Source organism: Paenibacillus sp. FSL K6-1330, from assembly GCF_037976825.1.
GTDB lineage: Bacteria > Bacillota > Bacilli > Paenibacillales > Paenibacillaceae > Paenibacillus_AQ.
In genome coordinates this window covers 4,512,428-4,533,433 of sequence record NZ_CP150269.1, presented here as the reverse complement: position 1 = coordinate 4,533,433, position 21,006 = coordinate 4,512,428, and the positions used below count along the sequence as shown (strand labels likewise).

At 49.9% G+C, this 21,006-nt stretch carries 19 protein-coding genes and 1 riboswitch; of the genes, 12 read left to right on the top strand and 7 right to left on the bottom strand.

Annotation, left to right across the window (positions count from 1 at the left end; translation table 11 throughout):
* Window positions 1–3: 3 nt before the first annotated feature.
* Complete coding sequence (locus tag NYE54_RS20440; protein ID WP_339265796.1) at window positions 4–1,215, top strand: VWA domain-containing protein; 1,212 nt, start codon at window positions 4–6, stop codon at window positions 1,213–1,215.
* 83 nt (window positions 1,216–1,298) lie between these two features.
* Here NYE54_RS20440 and NYE54_RS20435 read toward each other — a convergent pair whose 3' ends face one another.
* Window positions 1,299–1,475: a hypothetical protein gene (locus tag NYE54_RS20435; RefSeq protein WP_339265794.1), complete on the bottom strand. Its 177-nt coding sequence runs from the start codon at window positions 1,473–1,475 to the stop codon at window positions 1,299–1,301.
* 235 nt (window positions 1,476–1,710) lie between these two features.
* Here NYE54_RS20435 and pxpB point away from each other — a divergent pair, with 235 nt between their 5' ends.
* The 4 genes from pxpB (at window position 1,711) to NYE54_RS20415 (ending at window position 4,897) form a co-directional block, all read left to right on the top strand.
* Window positions 1,711–2,430, top strand: coding sequence for a 5-oxoprolinase subunit PxpB (gene pxpB, locus NYE54_RS20430; protein ID WP_339265792.1), 720 nt, complete (start codon window positions 1,711–1,713; stop codon window positions 2,428–2,430).
* The gene (locus NYE54_RS20425; protein WP_339265790.1) at window positions 2,427–3,428 is read left to right on the top strand and encodes a biotin-dependent carboxyltransferase family protein; all 1,002 of its coding nucleotides are present in this window, start codon (window positions 2,427–2,429) and stop codon (window positions 3,426–3,428) included. The genes pxpB and NYE54_RS20425 overlap by 4 nt, the downstream gene beginning before the upstream one ends.
* A 6-nt stretch (window positions 3,429–3,434) precedes the next feature.
* On the top strand, window positions 3,435–4,193 hold the full coding sequence (locus NYE54_RS20420) for a 5-oxoprolinase subunit PxpA (protein WP_339265788.1): 759 nt from the start codon (window positions 3,435–3,437) through the stop codon (window positions 4,191–4,193).
* Window positions 4,194–4,258: 65 nt separating this feature from the next.
* Window positions 4,259–4,897, top strand: coding sequence for a pyroglutamyl-peptidase I (locus NYE54_RS20415; protein ID WP_339265786.1), 639 nt, complete (start codon window positions 4,259–4,261; stop codon window positions 4,895–4,897).
* Window positions 4,898–5,052: 155 nt separating this feature from the next.
* On the opposite strand, the gene NYE54_RS20410 is transcribed toward NYE54_RS20415, so the two are convergent.
* The 3 genes from NYE54_RS20410 to NYE54_RS20400 all read right to left on the bottom strand — a co-directional run bounded on the left by NYE54_RS20410 (window position 5,053) and on the right by NYE54_RS20400 (window position 8,969).
* Window positions 5,053–5,454 (bottom strand): immunity 7 family protein, encoded by a 402-nt coding sequence (locus NYE54_RS20410; RefSeq protein ID WP_339265784.1) that lies wholly within the window; start codon window positions 5,452–5,454, stop codon window positions 5,053–5,055.
* 19 nt (window positions 5,455–5,473) lie between these two features.
* A complete protein-coding gene (locus tag NYE54_RS20405) occupies window positions 5,474–7,645 on the bottom strand; it encodes a restriction endonuclease fold toxin (RefSeq protein ID WP_339265783.1) in 2,172 nt (723 codons plus the stop codon).
* Window positions 7,646–7,835: 190 nt separating this feature from the next.
* Window positions 7,836–8,969 (bottom strand): phosphodiester glycosidase family protein, encoded by a 1,134-nt coding sequence (locus NYE54_RS20400; RefSeq protein WP_339265782.1) that lies wholly within the window; start codon window positions 8,967–8,969, stop codon window positions 7,836–7,838.
* 234 nt (window positions 8,970–9,203) lie between these two features.
* Here NYE54_RS20400 and NYE54_RS20395 point away from each other — a divergent pair, with 234 nt between their 5' ends.
* Genes NYE54_RS20395 through NYE54_RS20385 form a run of 3 tightly spaced genes read left to right on the top strand, consistent with a single transcriptional unit; the run spans window position 9,204 to window position 11,142 of the window.
* Window positions 9,204–9,572, top strand: coding sequence for a GntR family transcriptional regulator (locus tag NYE54_RS20395; RefSeq protein ID WP_009591066.1), 369 nt, complete (start codon window positions 9,204–9,206; stop codon window positions 9,570–9,572).
* Window positions 9,572–10,462: an ABC transporter ATP-binding protein gene (locus NYE54_RS20390; protein ID WP_339265780.1), complete on the top strand. Its 891-nt coding sequence runs from the start codon at window positions 9,572–9,574 to the stop codon at window positions 10,460–10,462. Before NYE54_RS20395 ends, NYE54_RS20390 begins: the two co-directional genes overlap by 1 nt.
* On the top strand, window positions 10,459–11,142 hold the full coding sequence (locus NYE54_RS20385) for a hypothetical protein (RefSeq protein ID WP_339265778.1): 684 nt from the start codon (window positions 10,459–10,461) through the stop codon (window positions 11,140–11,142). Before NYE54_RS20390 ends, NYE54_RS20385 begins: the two co-directional genes overlap by 4 nt.
* A 115-nt stretch (window positions 11,143–11,257) precedes the next feature.
* On the opposite strand, the gene NYE54_RS20380 is transcribed toward NYE54_RS20385, so the two are convergent.
* From NYE54_RS20380 to NYE54_RS20370, 3 genes are all read right to left on the bottom strand, one after another.
* Window positions 11,258–12,618 (bottom strand): IS1182 family transposase gene (locus NYE54_RS20380; RefSeq protein ID WP_339265776.1). Its coding sequence is split into 2 segments (ribosomal slippage): window positions 11,258–12,051 and window positions 12,051–12,618, totalling 1,362 coding nucleotides; the frame shifts between segments, so codons are not numbered across the junction.
* A gap of 219 nt (window positions 12,619–12,837) precedes the next feature.
* A protein-coding gene (locus NYE54_RS20375) for an IS1182 family transposase (protein WP_339265774.1) occupies window positions 12,838–14,198 on the bottom strand; the annotation gives its coding sequence in 2 pieces (ribosomal slippage) (window positions 12,838–13,631 and window positions 13,631–14,198; 1,362 coding nt in all).
* 120 nt (window positions 14,199–14,318) lie between these two features.
* On the bottom strand, window positions 14,319–15,641 hold the full coding sequence (locus NYE54_RS20370; RefSeq protein ID WP_339265772.1) for a voltage-gated chloride channel family protein: 1,323 nt from the start codon (window positions 15,639–15,641) through the stop codon (window positions 14,319–14,321).
* A gap of 75 nt (window positions 15,642–15,716) precedes the next feature.
* A riboswitch (Fluoride riboswitch) is annotated at window positions 15,717–15,777 on the bottom strand.
* A 232-nt stretch (window positions 15,778–16,009) separates the two neighbouring features.
* Between NYE54_RS20370 and NYE54_RS20365 the strand changes: the two genes are divergently transcribed.
* From NYE54_RS20365 to NYE54_RS20350, 4 genes are all read left to right on the top strand, one after another.
* A complete protein-coding gene (locus tag NYE54_RS20365) occupies window positions 16,010–17,065 on the top strand; it encodes an iron ABC transporter permease (RefSeq protein WP_339265771.1) in 1,056 nt (351 codons plus the stop codon).
* On the top strand, window positions 17,065–18,099 hold the full coding sequence (locus tag NYE54_RS20360) for an iron ABC transporter permease (RefSeq protein WP_339265769.1): 1,035 nt from the start codon (window positions 17,065–17,067) through the stop codon (window positions 18,097–18,099). Before NYE54_RS20365 ends, NYE54_RS20360 begins: the two co-directional genes overlap by 1 nt.
* 94 nt (window positions 18,100–18,193) lie before the next feature.
* Window positions 18,194–19,909 carry an ABC transporter ATP-binding protein gene (locus NYE54_RS20355; protein WP_339265767.1) on the top strand — a complete coding sequence of 572 codons (1,716 nt, stop codon included), beginning with the start codon at window positions 18,194–18,196 and terminating at the stop codon, window positions 19,907–19,909.
* Window positions 19,910–19,940: 31 nt separating this feature from the next.
* Window positions 19,941–20,939, top strand: coding sequence for an ABC transporter substrate-binding protein (locus NYE54_RS20350; RefSeq protein ID WP_339265765.1), 999 nt, complete (start codon window positions 19,941–19,943; stop codon window positions 20,937–20,939).
* Window positions 20,940–21,006: the final 67 nt, after the last annotated feature.

Genomic DNA, 21,006 nt, shown 5'->3' with positions numbered 1-21,006 from the left:
GCGATGAGCTGCATACCGGAACCAAACCAAATATCACGTTGGCGGCTCATTCTGGGCCAGTCGGCTGAACCTCAGCTGGCGGGCTACAGCCCCGGAGGGAGCATACAGCTGTCGGAGGAAGAGATGATTATGGACCGTGCGCTGGCCGCGATTTATGATAATACGGACGGCGGAGCGGAAGCGGGAAGTGCGGCCGCGGGGCAGCGGGCAGCCGGGCAAGGAAAGTCGGCTCCCCGGCTTGCGCAGTGGCTGGGGGATGTCCGCTCCTTTTTTCCCGAAGACGTGGTGTCCATTATCCAGAATGATGCCATGGAACGAAAGGGCTGGAAGCAGCTGCTGTTTGAACCGGAGGTTCTGGCTACGGTCAAGCCGGATATACAGCTGGTTGGCACGCTGCTGTCCCTGAAAGGCAAGATTCCCGAGAAAACCAAGGATACGGCGCGCCTGCTGGTGAAGGCGGTTGTGGATGAGCTTGTCCAGCGTCTGCAGGAAGATATTCGCCGGGCTGTGACAGGTGCCTTGAACCGCAGACAGCATACACCGCTTCCTTCGCTCAGCGGTATTGACTGGAAGCGGACGATACAGCGAAATCTGAAAAATTATGATGCGGACCGCAAGCAGATCGTGCCGGAGCGTTTTTATTATTTTGACAGGGCAAGACGGAGCAAAGAATGGACCGTTATCGTGGATATCGACCAGAGCGGTTCCATGGCGGAATCCGTGATCTGGGCTTCCGTTATCGGATCCATATTTGCAAGCATACCCTCGCTCGACACCCGTGTGGTCGTATTCGATACGGAGGTCGTTGACCTGACGGAGCAGTGTGCCAATGATCCGGTGGATATGTTATTCGGTATCCAGCTCGGCGGCGGCACGGATATTCATAAATCGGTCGCTTACTGCGAGCAGTTTATTGATGAACCGAAAAAAACGCTGTTTATCATCATTTCGGATCTGTATGAAGGCGGCAATCAAGCCGGGCTGATCCGGCGAATGCGTGAACTGCGGGAAGCGGGAGTCAAGACGATGTGTCTCCTCGCATTATCCGACGAGGGAAAACCGTTCTATGATGAGCAGGTAGCCAAATTACTGTCCAGAGACGGGACACCTTGCTTTGCGTGCACCCCTGCACTTCTACCGCAGCTGGTGGAAGGCGCCCTTAAAGGGCATGATCTGGCGGAATTAGCGAAGAGGTTAGGCACCAAGGGGATATGAATCGGAAGTATAAACGGAGCGCGAAAAAGACCTCACAGACGATCCTGTAAACAACGGATCTTCCGTGAGGTCTTCTACTTGTATTATTGTTGATTCTCGGAGCTATGACCAGCGTTTGGCTGCTGCTGTTTAAATACCTCGGCTGCTTCTTCTGCGGAGATTTTGGTGTCAAATTCACCTGGAATCGGCATTTTGTTCAATTTCGTGGTTTGAACTTCTGCTTTTGTCGGTTCGTTACTGTTATGGTTTTGTTGGCTCATGTTGGCGGCACCTCCTTATCAAAGTACGTCTTCTGTATTTTGCCAACCATTCCCTAAAATTATGCAGAAAAACGGCATTAACGCTTGGCATGATCCGAAGAGAGCCAGCTGTTCCTGATTCTATCGTCAAATATTTAACTTCATATTCAACGGATGCCTGTTTCTCTGCTATCATAGGAATAATCGTTCAATGTTTGACGATAATCCGCAGTACATATGGAACGGAGAATGTACTATGAGCAAGTCTTATTCGTTCTTCCCTTTAGGGGATTCGGCTGTTCTCGTTCAATTCGAAGACATCGTGAGCGAGAAGGTGCATCGCCAGGTCACAGCTATGACGAGGCGAATGGAACAGAACCCTTTTCCAGGCTGGATCGAATGCATCCCTTCGTATACGAGCGTAGCGGTTTACTATGATTATGATAAGATCGGCAAGCCAGAGAGGTTCGATACCGTGTTTGCTTACGTCTGTTCGATGCTGGAGCAGCGGATGGAGGCGTGCGCTTGCGAGAAGACCATCACGAAATATGAGGTTGTTGACATTCCGGTTTGTTATGGGGGCGACTATGGGCCGGATCTGGACGAAGTGGCTCAGCAGAACCACCTATCTCCCAGGGATGTCATTCGTATTCATTCCGGGCAGGATTACTTAATCTACGCGATCGGATTCGCGCCCGGCTTCCCCTATGTCGGAGGTATCCCGGAGCAGATTGCGACACCGAGGAAACAGACTCCCCGGCTGCAAATCCCGGCTGGATCCGTAGGAATCGCCGGCACGCAAACCGGCATTTATCCGATCGAAACGCCGGGCGGGTGGCAGATTATCGGCCGGACGCCGCTCGTTTTATTTCGTCCCGAAGCCGAGCCGCCAACGCTGTTGAAGAGCGGGCAATATATCCGGTTTCGGCCTATTCAAGTTGAGGAATTTGAACGGTTAAGGGAAGTGGGCCTATGAGTATAACCGTACTAAAGTCAGGACTTCTTGTTACTCTTCAGGATGCGGGAAGACGGGGTTACGGCAGATACGGGATTATCACGGCAGGAGCAATGGATAATTCCGCTTATCGGATCGCCAATCGACTAGTTGGCAATGAGAATGAACAGGCCGTTCTGGAAATTACATGGTCAGGATTCGCGGTTGAATTTCATAGCGATCGGTGGGTTGCCATTACAGGCGGGGATCTATCACTCTCGATTGAAGGTGTGAAAGTTCCAATGTGGCGTCCCGTGCTGATCAAAGCGGGCCGTGTTCTGAGCTTTCAACAGCCGGTAACGGGTTGCCGCGCTTATATGGCTGTATCGGGCGGATTTGATGTCTGCCAGGTAATGAGCAGCAGGAGTACGTATTTAAGGGCCGGAATCGGAGGATATGAAGGGAGGCCGTTGAAGAAAGGAGATTCACTATTTGCTCATCCTTCTCAGCTTCCTCTGGTCATGTCTGAACGCTACCTTGATGATTACGGCGGTTTCCTCACCGTGAATTGGGCCGTTTCTGCTGAAGGGTATCCTGGTTCAAGGCAGGAGGCGGTGATACGCGTGCTGAAAGGGCGTCAATATGATGACTTTGACGCCATCAGCAAGCAGGCGCTGTTCGAAGAACAGTTCACCGTAACTCCGCAATCGGACCGTATGGGCTACAGGTTGTCCGGTCCGCCGCTTCAACTAAGCCATGCAAAGGAATATATATCCGAGCCGGTAGCCCTTGGAACGGTACAGGTACCCGCAGATGGCCGGCCCATCATTCTAATGGCGGATCGGCAGACGCTTGGAGGTTATCCCAAAATTGCGCAAGTGGCGACCGTTGATATTTCGCTGATCGCTCAGCTGTCTCCTGGGGCAGCAATTCGTTTTGCGGGTATTTCGTTGGCAGAAGCAGAACAGCTTTATACGGCTCACGTTCGAGAGTTTCGGATGTTGGAGGCCATGATCAAGCTTAAATTAAAGGAGTGGTGAGTCAGCATGGTTCGAGTGGACCTGAACTGCGATATGGGAGAGAGCTACGGTGCTTACAAGTTAGGCCATGATACGGAGCTTCTTCGCTGTATAACTTCGGCAAACATTGCTTGCGGATTTCATGCAGGTGATCCGGCTGTCATGAGGGCAACGGTCCGTCAAGCGATTGAGAGCGGTGCCGCAATCGGCGCGCACCCTGGCTTGCCCGATCTGGCTGGCTTCGGAAGAAGAAGAATGGAGATAACGCCTGCCGAAGCTTATGACATGGTAACCTATCAGATTGGAGCCCTGATGGCTTTTGCGATACAGGAAGGGTCTGGGCTGCAGCATGTAAAACCTCACGGTGCTCTGTATAATATGGCAGCAACCTCCAGACCCCTTGCGGATGCGATTGCATCGGCGATCAAGCATATCGATCCAACACTCATTCTGTATGGGTTGGCGGGCAGCGAGTTAATCGCGGCGGGGGAAAGGGCAGGGCTTCGCACAGCAAGCGAAGTGTTTGCGGATCGTACTTACCAGGATGACGGCACCCTCACGCCGAGACATCTGCCGGATGCCATGATAACGGATCCCGAAGCTGCGGTTACGCAAGTCGTACGGATGGTGAAAGACAGAGTGGTAGTTTCTCTGAGCGGCAAGGTGATTCCCATTACGGCAGATACCGTCTGCATTCATGGAGATGGCGCGCATGCATCGTTATTCGCCAGCACCTTGCGATCACGGCTTGAAGCAGAAGGCATAAGCGTTCAAGCGCTGTTATAATAAAAGTTAGGATGCTATTTTTGTGACCCGGCAGCTTACATAAACGAGTACAGGAGATATGATATATGCTAAAAATATTAATTTCAGGCTTTGAACCATTTGGCGGAAGCTCTATCAATCCAACGGAGAGACTGGTTGAGGAGATCAAGCACGAATCCTTCCCCGGTGCAGAGATCAGAACGCTGCTGCTTCCCGTACATTATGATGAGTGTGCGGAAATACTGCTGCAACAGATGAAGGCATACGAGCCCGATGCGGTCATTGCCTGCGGCGTAGCGGGTGGACGGACCGCCATTACACCGGAACGGATCGCCATTAATATCAAGGATATACCGCCGGAATCGACGATTTCGGATAATCGGGGTGTAAGACCTCAAGACGAGCCCATAGACGCTGACGGACCGGACGGACTGTTTTCAACCCTTCCCATCCGTTTGATGGTCAACCGGTTGAAGGAAGCGGGAATTCCAGCTACGGTATCCAATACAGCCGGAACGTATATTTGCAATAATACGATGTATGCGATTTTGAACGATATTCGCCTTAAGCAAAAATCTGCCATTGGCGGATTTGTGCATTTTCCGGCTTCGATAGAGATGGCCGTGGAGAAGCCGTCCTTGCCGACTTTATCCCATGAAACGATGTTGAAAGGCCTGCGGATCATCGTACAGGCCACGATGGATGAATTGAACGGACGAGCTTAAGTCACGGTCGCTCAGCCCTTACGCAATGAGTGGTAGATACATGATCGAATACATGATTAACAAACAATAAATCCCGTAACCCGCCATCCATGAGAACATCATGACATAGCGAGTAACGGGATTTTTTTTATTTTCTAACTCTATACATCATGTCATTAATCGACTGCATCTTCGATTACCGGGACGCAAGGGGAGAGAAACGGATCACGTTGTTCCCGTAATTGTCCGCGTGCCAGCACCTGAACCCGGAACTCGTTATCATAACCCTCCAGATTCTCATCATCTCTGGTATACAGAAGACCGTATGAACCGGGAGCGATTTCTCCAATCAATTGGTACAGCGCCACGATCTCGGCAGCCTCGGCTCCCTTGCGGTTCGTAAAACCTCCGACATGAAGGTAATAGAAGCCGTTAGCCGCATTTAAGGATAGCAAGCCGCTGCCCCATGCAAATTCGGTCATCTTAAGCTGTATTTTCTGAATAATCATGTCGAGCTGCCCGGCATCCGCTTCCGCAGGATTTTCCTGGATAGTAGCCCAGCCGTGAAATTCATACATGAATGCTCACTCCTTGTCGTTATAATGGATCGGTATCAATGTGGACTTCTATTCCATATCTTTGGCTGTATTCATGTAATTTGTCAATAACCGATTGGGCAGGCTCCCCTTCAAAATGATAATAGACTTTCCTTCCGGTTTGCTCCGCTGCTTCAAAGGTCGCTTTCATTTGATCACGGACCTTTTTGTTAACCTGCTGCAGGGCAGGCTTGGTCTGGGCAATATATTCATCGCTAACCGCGTCGAATTCCCGCCCGATCGGGTCGGAATCAAACTTCATTCTCGATTCTCCACCAAGTCGCTCCGCAAGCGCGTCCGCGGCAGCATCCGGCTTGTTAACCTTCTGCAGCTCACCGGAATATCTCGGCACCTCTTGCGCTGTTCCTTCAGCTTCGTCAGGTTTATCTTCATCGGGTTTGTCTTTAGGTTTATCTTCATCCGGCTTTTCGGTGTCAGGTTGATCTGGATTCGGCTTATCATCATCAGGTTTATTCTCATGGTCATCATCCGGCTTCCGCGGATTCTCTTCCGGTTGTTCATTCGTACCGTCAGGCTTTCGATCATCGCGAGATCGGCCAGAGAGAGTATCCGGCTCATCGCGCGTTTTCAAACCGATCTTCTCGGAAAGCGTATCCATCCACCTTCTTGCACGGGGACCCAGCTTATTGGACAGCCAAGATACCCCTTTACCTATCGGAATCCGGCTGAGGATAACGGCTAACACGGCAGCGGCCGCATTTTGTGGGGATAGCAGCTTCTTCGGGTCGCGGATGTATCCGGCAATTTCGTGTCCGCCACCGGCAATGCCTGCACCGGTCATGGCAATACCAAGAGCGGGCCAGAAGCTGACAAACAGCAGGGAAAGGGCAAAGGCTCCCAATATCATACCCGCTTGTTCCCAGCCGCTAAGCCGATCCCACCAGTTCTGGAGTGAGTCGAACAAGCACGCGAAACAAGAGGAGTCGCCGGCTATCATCGTAGCTCCGATATTGGACAGGATCCCGGCAGAAAGTATGAGGATGCCGATGGCTCCCAGAACGGCAGTATACTTTCTTACATTTTCCTGGACCTGATCCCTTTGGCCTGCTGCTTCGAGATTGCCATATAAAATCGAATATCCGAGCTCGCGTCGTTCTCGGTAGAATCCAATCAAGTAACCGAGGCGTTTCCTGTCCGTAAAGAGAGCCCGCGTCATCTGCCAACACTCCGTTAATGGATTGATGAGGGCCTCACCCTTCAGAACCGGGAGACGATCACGGATTCGATACAGATCGAAATAGTCGATGAACAACCCTGCAACCAGCAGGACCAGGAAGAAGCCTTCGGTTCGGTAGCCCTCACCGGTCCATTCATGAATAGTCAGCACCCACTCCGGCAGCCGATTCTGCCCATTCCAGGCTGCATGATTCAGGATAGCCCATAGCAGAAGGACAGCCGGAAATGCATAGGCCCAGCGTGAGAGGCGTTTGGCGTACCGGAAAGTGATGCCAATTCCGAGTGCGATCATGGCACTATGTACAGGATGCGTAACATTCATCATAGTCGGAATAAAGCTTTCCTCGAAGTAGCCCGGAAACCAATCGAAGAACTCCCAATGGAGCGTTTTGCCGCCGAGAAAAGACACCCCGTAATTGCTTTGGACTAAGCGCCTCGACAGCTCCTCCATAAATTGAAAGCCAATGCCGGGAGCAGCCCCTAATACAACATAATCGCTCAGACTTAACGAAGTAGCTCTTCTTGAAAAAAATAAATACAATCCCAGAGGCAATAGCTTGTAGATTTCCTCAACGACTGGGGTCATGACGGCGAATGACCATGTGTCGTTAGTCCGTCCTCCAAAGATCAAATGAAGTCCCTGCATGGTCCCATTGGTCAAGGGAATGACCAAAAGAATCCCTGAGAGAACAAACAAGCTGACCTGCTTCCAGGTAACGGTTTTGCTTCGGCTGAGCAGCCAAAATTGCAGCAGTACGTAGAAAGACCACAAATATTGAACAAGCATGGTCCGCGATTCTTCAATCAGAATCAGACTTAAAACGAGCACCAGCAGGGAAAGCCAGGAAAATAAGTGATACACTTTGGCAATGAAAGGGTATCTCCCAATCCATTCCCTCCAAACCCGATATATCCCCTCCACCGTGTCTCTAATTCTCGTCCGAATGACCGCAATAGACGATGTAATGGAATCCACCCCCCGCTGAATGAACCATTAGCTTAGAACGTTCACAAAAGACAGTTTGCTATATATTTACACAATGGGTCCTCATCGTGAAACATTTTCTTGATCAGCATATGCGGCTCCAAGCAGAGGTAGTGCTGCCTAAAAAGAAAACCCCTGATCAGCCGGCAGAATATCCGGATAACCAGGGGAGAGGAGGTAACTATTTATATTTTACGACGATGGCATTACTGACCTGACGCCCAGGGGCCGTTAAGTAAGATCCATTATAATACAAGCCGCTGGAGGCACCACCATCCAGATTCATCGCTTGGTACGCCCCAGCTTGTTTCATAATTTCAGCAAGCTGTGGAATGGTTGCTCCGCCTGTCGTTAACAAAATCAGCTTATGATCCTTCGTGATACCGAGCGCGCTTCGTGCGCCGCCGCCTGTTAGAATCTTCGGATCTTTGAAGCCTTCCTTCTTGACATCCAGGGTTACCTTGCCGTCAGTCAGTAGACGCGGGCCACCTTGAAGTGCCCCTTCCAAATGTCCGGCATCATATATGGATCTGAAATCAAGTCCAGGAATCATGGTGGCCAGATTGTTGCTGTCATAGGTGAAGATCGTCCGATTATCCCCCGAGGCCTTGTGCAAAATATTGCCTTTGCTGACCAAATAGCCGTAAGGTGCTTTGTATGCACCGGAAGTGTAGGCATCAAAGAACGTACCGTTTATAGCCACTACGGCGTTACTACGCTTGGCTATACTGCGCAAATCCTCGACCTTCCCTGCTTTATTGCCTGCCAGAACGACGTCCAGTTCCACCTTCGGATGGAGAAGTGAAACGGTAACCACCTGTGCACTGAAGGAACGGGAGCCCACCTTAAATGTTTTTCTGGCCGACGTCACGGCCTTGGATGAACGGGTCATCATGTTCCCCGAAAGAACGGGGAGGGTGTTTGCTACATTCCCATCCGTGATGTTCAGGGTGGATCTATTTTGGCTCCAGGATAGCTGTAAACCCAGATGCTGGCTGACAAATTGCAGCGGTACATAAGTAGAGCCGTTCTCGGAGAACGGGGCTGCTTTAGCCTGAACCTTCTTGCCATTTACATAGGCATTGAGGCTGCCCAGGTATAGCGTGAGAGCTGTATCTTCGCGAGTAATAGTGAGTTTTTTTTCAGCGGCTGTATACGCCACCTTTACGCCGTCATAGGTCTTGAGTACCCCAATCGAAATATAGGATTGGCTGTTCTTATCCACATAAGCCAAATTCTTGGGTGCGGATGCGGCATACAGCGGCGTTATTACCGTCAGCATGGCTAGTACAACGATTGCAATAATTCTTTTCATGTTTCCTCTCAAGCTCCTCTTCTCTTTATCTGTATTGGGCAACGCAGGATTTGTGCCTATACTTTATCGGAAGATAAGGACTATTTATTTAGGACAAAAGTCCAATTCCTGTCTTGTTTTTGTAAATAAATTCCGATAACCCATTGACATTTAACCTCATCTCTTATATGGTTAATTACATGAGTAACTAACCAATGATGTAATGAAGGTTATAAATGAAAGTTGGTGAGGTAAATGGCATTTCAGATTGATGACAGCAGACCGATATTCATGCAAATTGCCGACAAAATTGAAGACGACATCATCGAAGCCCGGCTGCCTGAGGAGACACAGGTTCCATCAACGAATCAGTTTGCAGCCTTTTACCAGATCAATCCGGCAACGGCTGCCAAAGGCGTAAATCTGCTGGTGGATCAAGGGATTTTGTACAAGAAACGGGGGATTGGCATGTTTGTAGCTTCAGGGGCTCGTGAATTGCTGATGGAAAAGCGCAAGACGGAGTTTTATGAACAGTACGTTGTCGCCATGGTTAAGGAAGCGGCCAAACTTGGGATTACCAAAGATCAATTATCGGAAATGATCCGCAGAGGGGAGCAAGACTGATGAGCCAAACCGTGATCGAAGTCAAGAATTTGAGCAAGGCATACAAGGATGCGACGGCTGTCGATAATGTGAGCTTTACCATTGAGGCGAATAAGATCTATGGATTGCTGGGCAGGAACGGCGCGGGCAAAACGACCATCATGCAGATGATAACGGCGCAGCTGTTCCCAAGCCAAGGGGAGATTCGCGTATTCGGAGAGCATCCATACGAAAATCAGAAGGTGATCCGGCAGGTATGCTTCATTAAGGAAGGCCAGAAATATCCGGATATCTTTACGGTCAAGGACGTTATGGGAATTGCCGCTAACGTTTATCCGAATTGGGATGCGGCATATGCGAACAAACTGATCGAGGTATTCCGGCTGCCTATGAAACGACTCGTAAAGAGATTGTCCCGCGGCATGCTGTCGTCGGTCGGTATCATTGTCGGACTCGCCAGCCGCGCACCGATCACGATCTTTGATGAGCCTTACCTCGGACTCGACGCCGTGGCCAGAGAGCTGTTCTATGATCATCTGATCGAGGATTACACCAATCATCCGCGCACGATTATTCTGTCCACGCATTTGATTGATGAGGTTAGCAGATTGCTGGAGCATATTATCGTCATTGATTCCGGTCGAATTTTACTTGACGATGCTACGGATGACTTGCGGGGACGTGCGTTTAAGATCGTTGGTCCCTCCGGAACGGTTGAATCGTTTATCCAAGGGCTGGAAGTGATACATCGGGAGTCGTTCGCTTCCATGTTATCCGTCACGGTGATGGGAAGCGCGACAACGAAGTTGCATAAAGAGGCGGAGGAATTGGGCTTAGAAACAACCCCCGTTTCCCTTCAACAATTGATCGTATATTTAACTAAGCACGAAAAGGTGGGGATCCAACCATGAACGGAATTCCTGGCGTAATCCATATTTATTCGAGACAGAAACTATCCTGGTTTTATTTGCCCTGGGCCATCACGGCATTCAGCTTTCTGATCAACTACATGATCAGCGTGTTGGTTAATGGTGAAGCGTTCTATGCCGGGGGATTGGCAACAATCTTTATCTATGTGTTTATCGCGGCTCTTGTATCGGTGCTGCAGCTGTTTCCCTTTTCCCTCGGATTCAGCATTCGAAGAACGGACTTCTATCTGGGCTCTGTTCTGATGGTGGTAGCGTACAGCGTCATAACGTCGATTATATTATTGGCATTAGCCGAAATTGAACGCTTTACGAGTTCTTGGGGAGACCGGATATCGTTCTTCAAACTGCCGTATTTGAATGACGGCACGTTATTTGAACAATTCATCATTTATTTCATATTGCTTCTTACATTTGCCTTTATCGGAATAGGAATCGGCGTGTTCTATCTTCGTCATCGCGGCATTAAGACATTTATCATGTTTGCGGCCTATTTCATTATATTGTCGGGGGCCAGCGTTCTGGTTACCCAATACGGCTGGTGGGGGCAAGTGATTGACTGGGTTGTCAAACATACTGCCTTTGAATTGTCCCTGTGGCTCATTCCCATCTCGGTTATCCTCGCACTCGTCAGCTACCGCTCGATTCGTAAAAGCTCGGTGTAAGGCAAAAGACGTCCGATTACTCGGACGTCTCAAATTGTCGAGAAACCCTGTACTTTTTTCAAAGTACAGGGTTTCTCACATTTCAAATGGTCACTTCAAAAGGGGAAGTGGGGGATTACCCCCTGTTTTCCAGGCGATCCAGGTGGATCGCCATCTTCTTCATATTCTGTACGGCTGCTGTCATCAGGGCCTGCTCCCTGACGTTCTGCAACCCGCGCAAACGGCAATAGCGAAACCCATGGAGCTCTTTTGCGTCCGCGAAGCTTCGCTCAATCGTTTCTTTTCGTTTTCGGTAGAGATATTTCCCGGATCGACTCAACCGGTTGCCTCGCACCCATTCTTTGCTGTCCTCCCAGACGTGACGGGTTACCACCTTTCGGTGGTTGCGAGACCGCGTGCATTCGTTTAATAACGGACACCTCTTGCAGTGCTGAGGATCTGAAGCGTACTGCCGGTATCCCTCGCGGTTGGTCGTCTTGTATTGCAGTTCGTGCTCTGCCGGGCAGATATAAAGGTTACGCTCTGCTTCATACGTGAACTTCCATTTTGGGAATAAACCTTGAGTCGGATGGAATCTTCGGTGAGCAATAACAGCAAATATGTTTCGGCTTTGCAGCCCTTTGCAGATAGGTGAAGTCAAGTACCCGGAATCCAGAGCAACAGCTTCTACTTTAAAACCAAATCGTTGTTGTTGACGATCCAAACGGGACAAATAGGGTATAGAATCATGGACATTTCCCGCAGTGACATGTACATCCGTAATCATATTGTATTTCAGGTCTACGGTACGGTGGTCTAAGTAGAAAAATCCTTCCGGTTTCCCATCGCGGATCATATAACCGCTGTCCGGATCTGTCGTGCTCACTTTGACTTCCTTTTCCTCCATCACGTCCTCTCTAGGCTTTAGCGCTTTTTTCCATGTGCCTTCCGGTCGGCCTCTACGGCGGCATTAAGTTCACCTACATAATCACGGGTGTTTTGTAAAACCTGTTCCTTTGTGTACTTATGCTTATTCGCATTCGCTTTGACATGGGTCGAATCGGAAACCAGGACGCGTCCACCTACCATACGGTGCTGAATGGCTTGCAGCACAATCTCATCAAAGACCTCTTGAAAAATCTCCGTATCTTTAAAACGAGTGCGACGATTCCAGCTAATCGTAGAATGGTCCGGCACTTTGTCGGTCAGACCTAACCCCAAAAACCAGCGATAGGCGAGGTTGGTCTGAATATCACGTTCGAGTTGACGTTCGGAACGGATGCCGTAAAAATAACCGAGGAAAATCATCTTAAATAACACGACAGGGTCGATGGCTGGTCTCCCATTATCAGCACAGTAAAGCGGACGGACCTTTTCGTCGATGAAAGAGAAATCGATATACTTGTCCACTTTACGGAGCAGATGATCTTGAGGAACCAATTCTTCAATCGAAACGAACTCGTAAGCCTGCTGTTTTTCTCGGTTCGAACGCAACATATTTAACACCCTTCCGAACGGTTTATTTACTATTATTATACCATATTAACGCGGTGTCGTGTTGAATTAAATATACAAAAAAGAGCTGTCGAGACTTTCTCGACAGCCTAAGACGTCCGATTACTCGGACGTCTCAGATTGTCGAGAAACCCTGTACTTTTTTCAAAGTACAGGGTTTCTCACATTTCAAATGGTCACTTCAAAAGGGGGGAATGGGGTTTACCCCCTGTTTTCCAGGCGATCCAGGTGGATCGCCATCTTCTTCATATTCTGTACGGCTGCTGTCATCAGGGCTTGCTCCCTGACGTTCTGCAACCCGCGCAAACGACAATAGCGAAACCCGTGGAGCTCTTTTGCGTCCGCGAAGCTTCGCTCAATCGTTTCTTTTCGTTTTCGGTAGAGATATTTCCCGGATCGACTCAACCGGTTGCCTCGCACCCATTCTTTGCTGTCCTCCCAGACGTGACGGGTTACCACCTTTCGGTGGTTGCGAGACCGCGTGCATTCGTTTAATAACGGACACCTCTTGCAGTGCTGAGGATCTGAAGCGTACTGCCGGTATCCCTCGCGGTTGGTCGTCTTGTATTGCAGTTCGTGCTCTGCCGGGCAGATATAAAGGTTACGCTCTGCTTCATACGTGAACTTCCATTTTGGGAATAAACCTTGAGTCGGATGGAATCTTCGGTGAGCAATAACAGCAAATATGTTTCGGCTTTGCAGCCCTTTGCAGATAGGTGAAGTCAAGTACCCGGAATCCAGAGCAACAGCTTCTACTTTAAAACCAAATCGTTGTTGTTGACGATCCAAACGGGACAAATAGGGTATAGAATCATGGACATTTCCCGCAGTGACATGTACATCCGTAATCATATTGTATTTCAGGTCTACGGTACGGTGGTCTAAGTAGAAAAATCCTTCCGGTTTCCCATCGCGGATCATATAACCGCTGTCCGGATCTGTCGTGCTCACTTTGACTTCCTTTTCCTCCATCACGTCCTCTCTAGGCTTTAGCGCTTTTTTCCATGTGCCTTCCGGTCGGCCTCTACGGCGGCATTAAGTTCACCTACATAATCACGGGTGTTTTGTAAAACCTGTTCCTTTGTGTACTTATGCTTATTCGCATTCGCTTTGACATGGGTCGAATCGGAAACCAGGACGCGTCCACCTACCATACGGTGCTGAATGGCTTGCAGCACAATCTCATCAAAGACCTCTTGAAAAATCTCCGTATCTTTAAAACGAGTGCGACGATTCCAGCTAATCGTAGAATGGTCCGGCACTTTGTCGGTCAGACCTAACCCCAAAAACCAGCGATAGGCGAGGTTGGTCTGAATTTCACGTTCGAGTTGACGTTCGGAACGGATGCCGTAAAAATAACCGAGGAAAATCATCTTAAATAACACAACAGGGTCGATGGCTGGTCGCCCGTTATCAGCACAGTAAAGCGGACGGACCTTTTCGTCGATGAAAGAGAAATCGATATACTTGTCCACTTTACGGAGCAGATGATCTTGAGGAACCAATTCTTCAATCGAAACAAACTCGTAAGCCTGCTGTTTTTCTCGGTTAGAACGCAACATATTTAACACCCTTCCGAACGGTTTATTTACTAATATTATATAATATTAACGCGGTGTCGTGTTGAATTAAATATACAAAAAAGAGCTGTCGAGACTTTCTCGACAGCCTGAGACGTCCGATTACTCGGACGTCTTTTTGTGCTTCTGTTTTTTTAACGTCTTCGCTCCCGCAAGCGTGGTGCCCAGCGGGAACGAGAGGAGCAGGTGTTTGGATATGCCGATTTGTTGGGAGGTGTAGATGCCGGAGTGCCCGGAGAACAGGTAACTGATCACACAGGCCATAAACATATACACGGCGCCATCACTGCCGAACAGTTCGATTCCCATAATAAAGCAAGCAATCGGGGTGTTCGTTGCTCCGCAGAAGACAGCAATAAATCCTAATGCAGCCAGGAACGGGGCGTATAATCCGATCCATTCCGATAACGCGTTACCCAGCGTTGCCCCGATGGCAAACAGCGGGGTTACTTCTCCACCTTGGAACCCTGCCCCGAGCGTCAGCGAGGTAAAGATGATTTTGCCGAGAAAGGCGAGAGGTGATACCTCGTCTGTGAAGGAGGCTTCTATCAGGGGGAGACCCAGTCCCAAATAATCGCGTGTCCCAAGCAGATAAACCAGCCCAATGATGATGATGCCGCCGACAGCGCTTTTGATCATCGGATTGCGGAAGAAATAACTGTACCACCGCTTCAAGGAATGGGTTAGCTCACTGAATAGTCGGCTTGTCAGACCAAAGAGTATCGAGGCGAAAATCACCTTTAGGATCACCAGGAAACTCAAAGCCGGAATTTCTCCGATCGGATAATGCAGATGGCTGACGCCCCATAGGGAGGTGGCGATCAGATTCCCGACCAAGCTGGCTACGAATGCAGGTAATAGGGCTTGATGCGAGATCAGTCCGATGGCAAGGACTTCTAGTCCAAATAGCGTTCCCGCTAGCGGCGTGCCGAAGATGGATCCGAAACCGCCGCTAATTCCGCAGATCAGCAGTATTTTTCGATCCGCCGGCGTGACGCGGATAAGCTTCCCGAACCACTCCGATAAACTTCCTCCCATCTGAACGGCAGTACCCTCACGTCCTGCAGAGCCCCCAAACAGATGCGTGATTAATGTTCCGATTAGAACTAAAGGTGCCATTCGCAATGGAACGGATTCCGTACCGCCATGGATTTGTTCAAGGATGAGATTATTCCCCTTGGTGCTGCTCTTGCCAAACTTGTAATAGAGGAGGCTGACCACGGCTCCTCCCAAGGGAAGGAAGAACAGCAGCCAAGGGTTCTCCATGCGAAGGGAGGTTACATAGTCCAGACTGTAAAGAAAGAAGGCGGAAGCACTGCCCGTCATCAATCCAACAACACTTCCCAGAACGATCCATTTGATGAAGTAACCGGACAACAAGGCGTATGGCCATTTTTCGGTACCTTCAAACCATTTTTTAATCATGCAAATTCACCCGTTTCTATATATTCGCCGCTAACCCTTCTTCAATACACAAACAGACTCCTACCAGGAAAGCGACCTCTGGTAGGAGTCATTAGCTATTGAAGCGGTTATGGCGAACTCCATCGCCTCATTCAATTAGCATTTATTGTAATGGAATAGAGGTTTCACTGTCAATGGCACAATCCATAGGAGCGGAGCTTTTTATTAAGCCCAAAGAAATATCGCTTTTATTTGGAAAAAAGTGCTTGACTTGGGCATGGACTTTTTTCAGATGAGAAATTCAAGATGTCCATGGACGCAGGAAAGACCTTTATTTTATAGTTACAGATGATAATGAGAATCAATATCAAAGTATTGAGGGGAAAATGATGTCATCAAACACGTCCAATCCAAGTCTTACAGATTCCAAGACCCACGTTAAACTCAAGGGGCGGCCATGGGCTGCGACCCTGATTCTTACCGGAGGCGTGGCAGCGCTGGTGCTTGGCATAGCTCTATCGATATCGCTCGGAGCGGCCGAGATTGATCTGCGAAATGTATGGGAGGCGGTGTTTTTCTTTAATCCCGATGTGACGGAGCATCAGATCATACAGGAACTGCGCTTGCCGAGAGTCCTCGGTGGAGCGATGGTGGGTGCCTGCTTTGCGGTATCGGGCGCGATCATGCAGGGAATGACTCGGAATCCGCTCGCTGATTCAGGTTTGCTCGGATTAAATGCGGGAGCGGGTTTTGCCATTGCCCTCTGTTTTTCGTTTTTTCCAGGGCTGCCTTATATGTACCTGATTCTGTTCTCATTCCTTGGGGCAGGATTAGGTGCGGTCCTCGTGTATGGTGTCAGTTCCATGGCAAAAGGCGGTCTGACACCGGTACGTCTTGTTCTAGCGGGTGCTGCGCTTAGTGCTCTGTTAAGTGCGCTTAGCGAAGGTATCGCATTGTATTTTCAGGTCGGACAGGACATGGCGTTCTGGTATGCCGGCGGGACGGCGGGGATTAAGTGGATCCATCTGAAGATTATGCTGCCGTGGATCGTCGCTGCTATATTGGGAGCTATTGCATTGTCACGCTCCATTACCATGCTCAGCCTCGGCGATGAGATCGCCCGCGGGCTCGGGCAGCGAACGGGACTTGTCAAGCTGGCCGGAACGGTGATCGTGCTGGTGCTGGCAGGGGCTGCCGTCTCGGTTGTCGGTGCGGTAGGCTTTGTCGGTCTCATGATTCCGCATGTCACGCGCAAGCTGGTCGGTGTGGATTATCGCCTCATCATTCCTTGCTCGGCTGTTCTTGGGAGCTTGCTGGTCGTCATTGCCGACTTAGCAGCAAGAATGGTGAACCCTCCTTACGAGACACCGGTGGGCGCGATCATCGCGTTGATCGGGGTGCCCTTCTTCCTCTACTTGGCACGCAAAGAAAGGAGGGAACTGTAATGGAGACCATCACAAACACCATGCATGGGCGAAAAGACAAGAAGCGCAAAATCATAACCCTGTCTGTGCTGGCTGCACTGATCGTTTTGGTATTTCTGATCAGTATGAACACGGGAGTCATTCGTTTATCGCCACTTGAGGTCATCAAAACCTTGTTTGGCAGCGGGACGGATAAGCAGGAGCTGGTGCTGTTCGAATTCCGCTTGCCGCGGATCGTCATCTCGCTGCTTATTGGGGCCGGGCTAGCGATATCGGGATGTGTGATGCAGGGAATATCCCGTAATGAGCTGGCGGATCCGGGAATCTTGGGGATTAATGCAGGAGCAGGCTTGATGGTGATGCTGTTCATTTCATTTTTTCCAAGCACGACGGCGGCCCCTGTCTATCTACTGCCGGTGCTTGCATTGATTGGGGCCAGCTTAACCGCTGCATTAATATGCGTGCTGGCCTATAAGAAAAATCAGGGTTTTAAGCCGACGGGGCTCCTGTTAACAGGGATTGCCGTTGCGGCGGGCATTAGTGCGGCTATGATCGTGCTAACGCTGCGCTTGAGTCCTGAAAAATATCAGTTTGTTGCCACTTGGCTAGCGGGCAGCATTTGGGGTTCCAGCTGGAAGTTTGTATTGGCATTGCTCCCATGGATCCTTGTGCTTCTGCCCTTCGTCATGTATAAAGCGCAGGTGATGAACGTGCTCAATCTTGGAGAACCGATGGCGACGGGACTCGGTGCTTCCGTCACAAGGGAGCAGCTGAAGCTGTTGGCAGCGGCGGTGGGCTTGGCAGCCTCATGCGTTGCGGTAAGCGGCGGAATTGGATTTGTCGGACTTATCGCGCCCCACCTGTCCAGACGGTTGGTCGGTGCGAAGCATCAGATGCTGCTGCCGGTAACGGCGCTGGTCGGTGCACTGCTGGTCATCACAGCCGATACTCTGGGACGTTGGATCATCCAACCATCTGAGATTCCGACGGGGATCGTGGTTGCGGTGATTGGTGCTCCCTATTTCCTGTACCTGTTATCCAGGTCGAGAGCGTAACAGGATAAGATCGTAACTGATCTAAAATGTGCGCTTTATTAAAGGAAAGGACTTGCTCATTTCTATAATGGAATTACGGATTAAGGAGGTCCTTATGCTGCGTCGATTTTTTTCCTATTACAAGCCTTATAAAAGGCTGTTCATCCTGGATTTTTGCTGCGCTATCTTTGCGGCTTTACTTGAATTGATATTCCCGGTTGCCGTCAACCGCGTGATTGACGACTTGCTGCCGAGTGGTAACTGGAAGTGGATCTTATACGCTTGTTTGGGTCTTCTCGGCATTTATGTTGTCAGTTCCTTCTTGCATTACGTGGTCACCTATTGGGGGCATAAACTCGGCATCAACATTGAGACGGATATGCGCAAAAAGCTGTTTGATCGGGTTCAGAAGCAATCCTTCCGTTTTTTTGACAACAACAAGACGGGACATCTCGTCTCGCGGATGACAAACGACCTGATGGATATCGGGGAAATTGCCCACCACGGTCCGGAAGATCTGTTCATTGCCCTTATGACGCTTGCCGGAGCCTTGGGCATTATGCTCGGGATTAACTGGGAGCTTGCGGTGATGACGTTTGTGATAGTACCTCTGATGGTCTATTTATCACTCTATTTCAGTGGAAAAATGTCGGCTGCGTTCAAGCGCATGTTCTCCGATATCGCCGATTACAACGCAAGGGTGGAGAACAACGTCAGCGGTATCCGCGTGGTTCAAGCCTTCTCGAATGAGGAGCATGAAATGGCTCGTTTCGCCGAGAACAACAACCGTTTCCGCGTGACAAAGCTGATTGCCTACCGCATTATGGCGTGGAACTCTTCGATTAGCTTTATCCTGATGAAATTCATCTCCCTGTTCGTTTTGGTGTGCGGTACTTGGTTCGTGATCGAAGGCCGGATGACCAACGGGGAATTCATCGCTTTTGTCATGCTGTCCAACGTCTTCCTCGGCCCGATTAAACAGATTAATGCGGTCATTGAGATGTATCCGAAGGGAATCGCCGGCTTTAAGCGTTATTTGGAGCTGCTTGAGAGCGAACCGGACGTTGCGGATACGCCTAATGCAAAGCCGGTTCACGGTCTGCGGGGAGACATTGCCTTTCACGGGGTATCCTTCGGGTATGAGAACAAAGATCAAGTGCTGCAGGATGTCAGTTTGTCCATAAGTGCCGGTGAAACCGTTGCGCTTGTGGGGCCGTCCGGAGCGGGCAAAACAACGTTATGTTCATTGCTGCCGCGTTTCTATGATACAGACGCTGGCCGGATTACGATTGACGGGATCGATATCCGAGACATGACGCTGCAATCCCTTCGTTCCCATATTGGCATCGTGCAGCAGGATGTATTCCTGTTTGACGGCAGCATTCGCGAAAATATTGCCTATGGCCGACTTGACGCTGACGATAGCGATATTATGAAAGCCATGAGCCGTGCCCAGCTTGAGGAGCTGGTCGCTTCACTTCCGGATGGGCTGGACACCTTAATTGGCGAGAGAGGCGTCAAGCTGTCCGGCGGACAGAAGCAGCGCCTGTCGATAGCCCGTATGTTCCTCAAGAATCCGCCGATTCTTATTCTGGACGAAGCGACGTCCGCATTGGATGCGGAGACCGAAGCGGCGATTCAGCAGGCATTGGCCGAATTGTCGGAAGGTCGGACGACACTTATAATTGCACACCGGCTCGCTACCATCAAGAACGCAGATCGGATTGTGGTTGTTGCTGACAAAGGCATTGCCGAACAAGGCATCCACGAAGAACTGCTCGCGGCGCACGGCATATACAGCCGATTACATCGAGCCCAATTCGGGGCTTAAATCCAGCTATCATTTTATAGGAGGATAAAACATGTTCAAGTCTAAAATACGTGTCATGCTCTCCACGCTCGTCTTATGCTCGATCGTTATTTCGGCATGCAGCGGGAATGGGAATACCGTGAATAATGGCGGCTCTGCCGGTGAAACAGCTGCGGGCACGGACAAGCCCCAGACTGAGGCCTCAGCGCCCACGACTAGAGAGGTGGATACGATTAACGGAGAAATCGAAATTCCGGCCGCTCCCGAGCGAATTGTAGTTGATGCCTACCTGCCAACTCTGCTGTTGCTCGGAGAAAAGCCGGTCGGCGCGACAGCGACGGATCTCGAGAACGTCCATATTCAAGACATGATTGAGGGCATAGAGAACACGGGGGAAAGCGCTCCGGAAAAGATTGTGGAATTGAACCCAGACCTGATTATCAGCGCTAACTCGGACCCGGAATTATACGAGAAATTGTCCAAAATCGCACCGACGGTCATTCTCCCTTATGAAACCTATCGAGGCGTGCACGAAGAAGTGGAGGGACTCGGTGCTATACTGGGCAAAGAAAAAGAAGCAAAAGAATGGCTCGCCGGTTTCGATGAAAAAATAGATGCGCTGCGCACAAAAGTGAGCGGTGTGTTGGAAGAGGGAGAGACGTTCTCGATCTTTGGCGCATTCGGTAAAACCTTCTATCTCTACGGAGATGGCATTTATCGAGGAGGCTTGGCGATCTACAAGGAGCTCCAGCTAACGCCTCCGGCAACGATCCAAAAAGAATTGATTGATGCTAACGTGACTTACAAAGAGGTTTCCATGGAAGTACTCAAAGATTATGCAGGCGATTATATCTTCTTTGATGAGTCTAACGGCGCCGAGATGGATAAGAAGGACAAGGTGTGGACTTCGATTGAAGCGGTGAAGCAGGATCGCGTGTTTTATCTCGATGCCAAACGATTTTGGCCGTTTGATCCGATTGCTGTCCTAGCTCAGGCGGAGGAAGTGACGGAAATGATCGTCAGCCAAAAAGAGAAGGAAAACGCGAAATAACCAGCGAGCTCGGTGATACCGCACGGATAGTGATGGACGGCAATGGCAGACCCTGAACAAGAGCGGT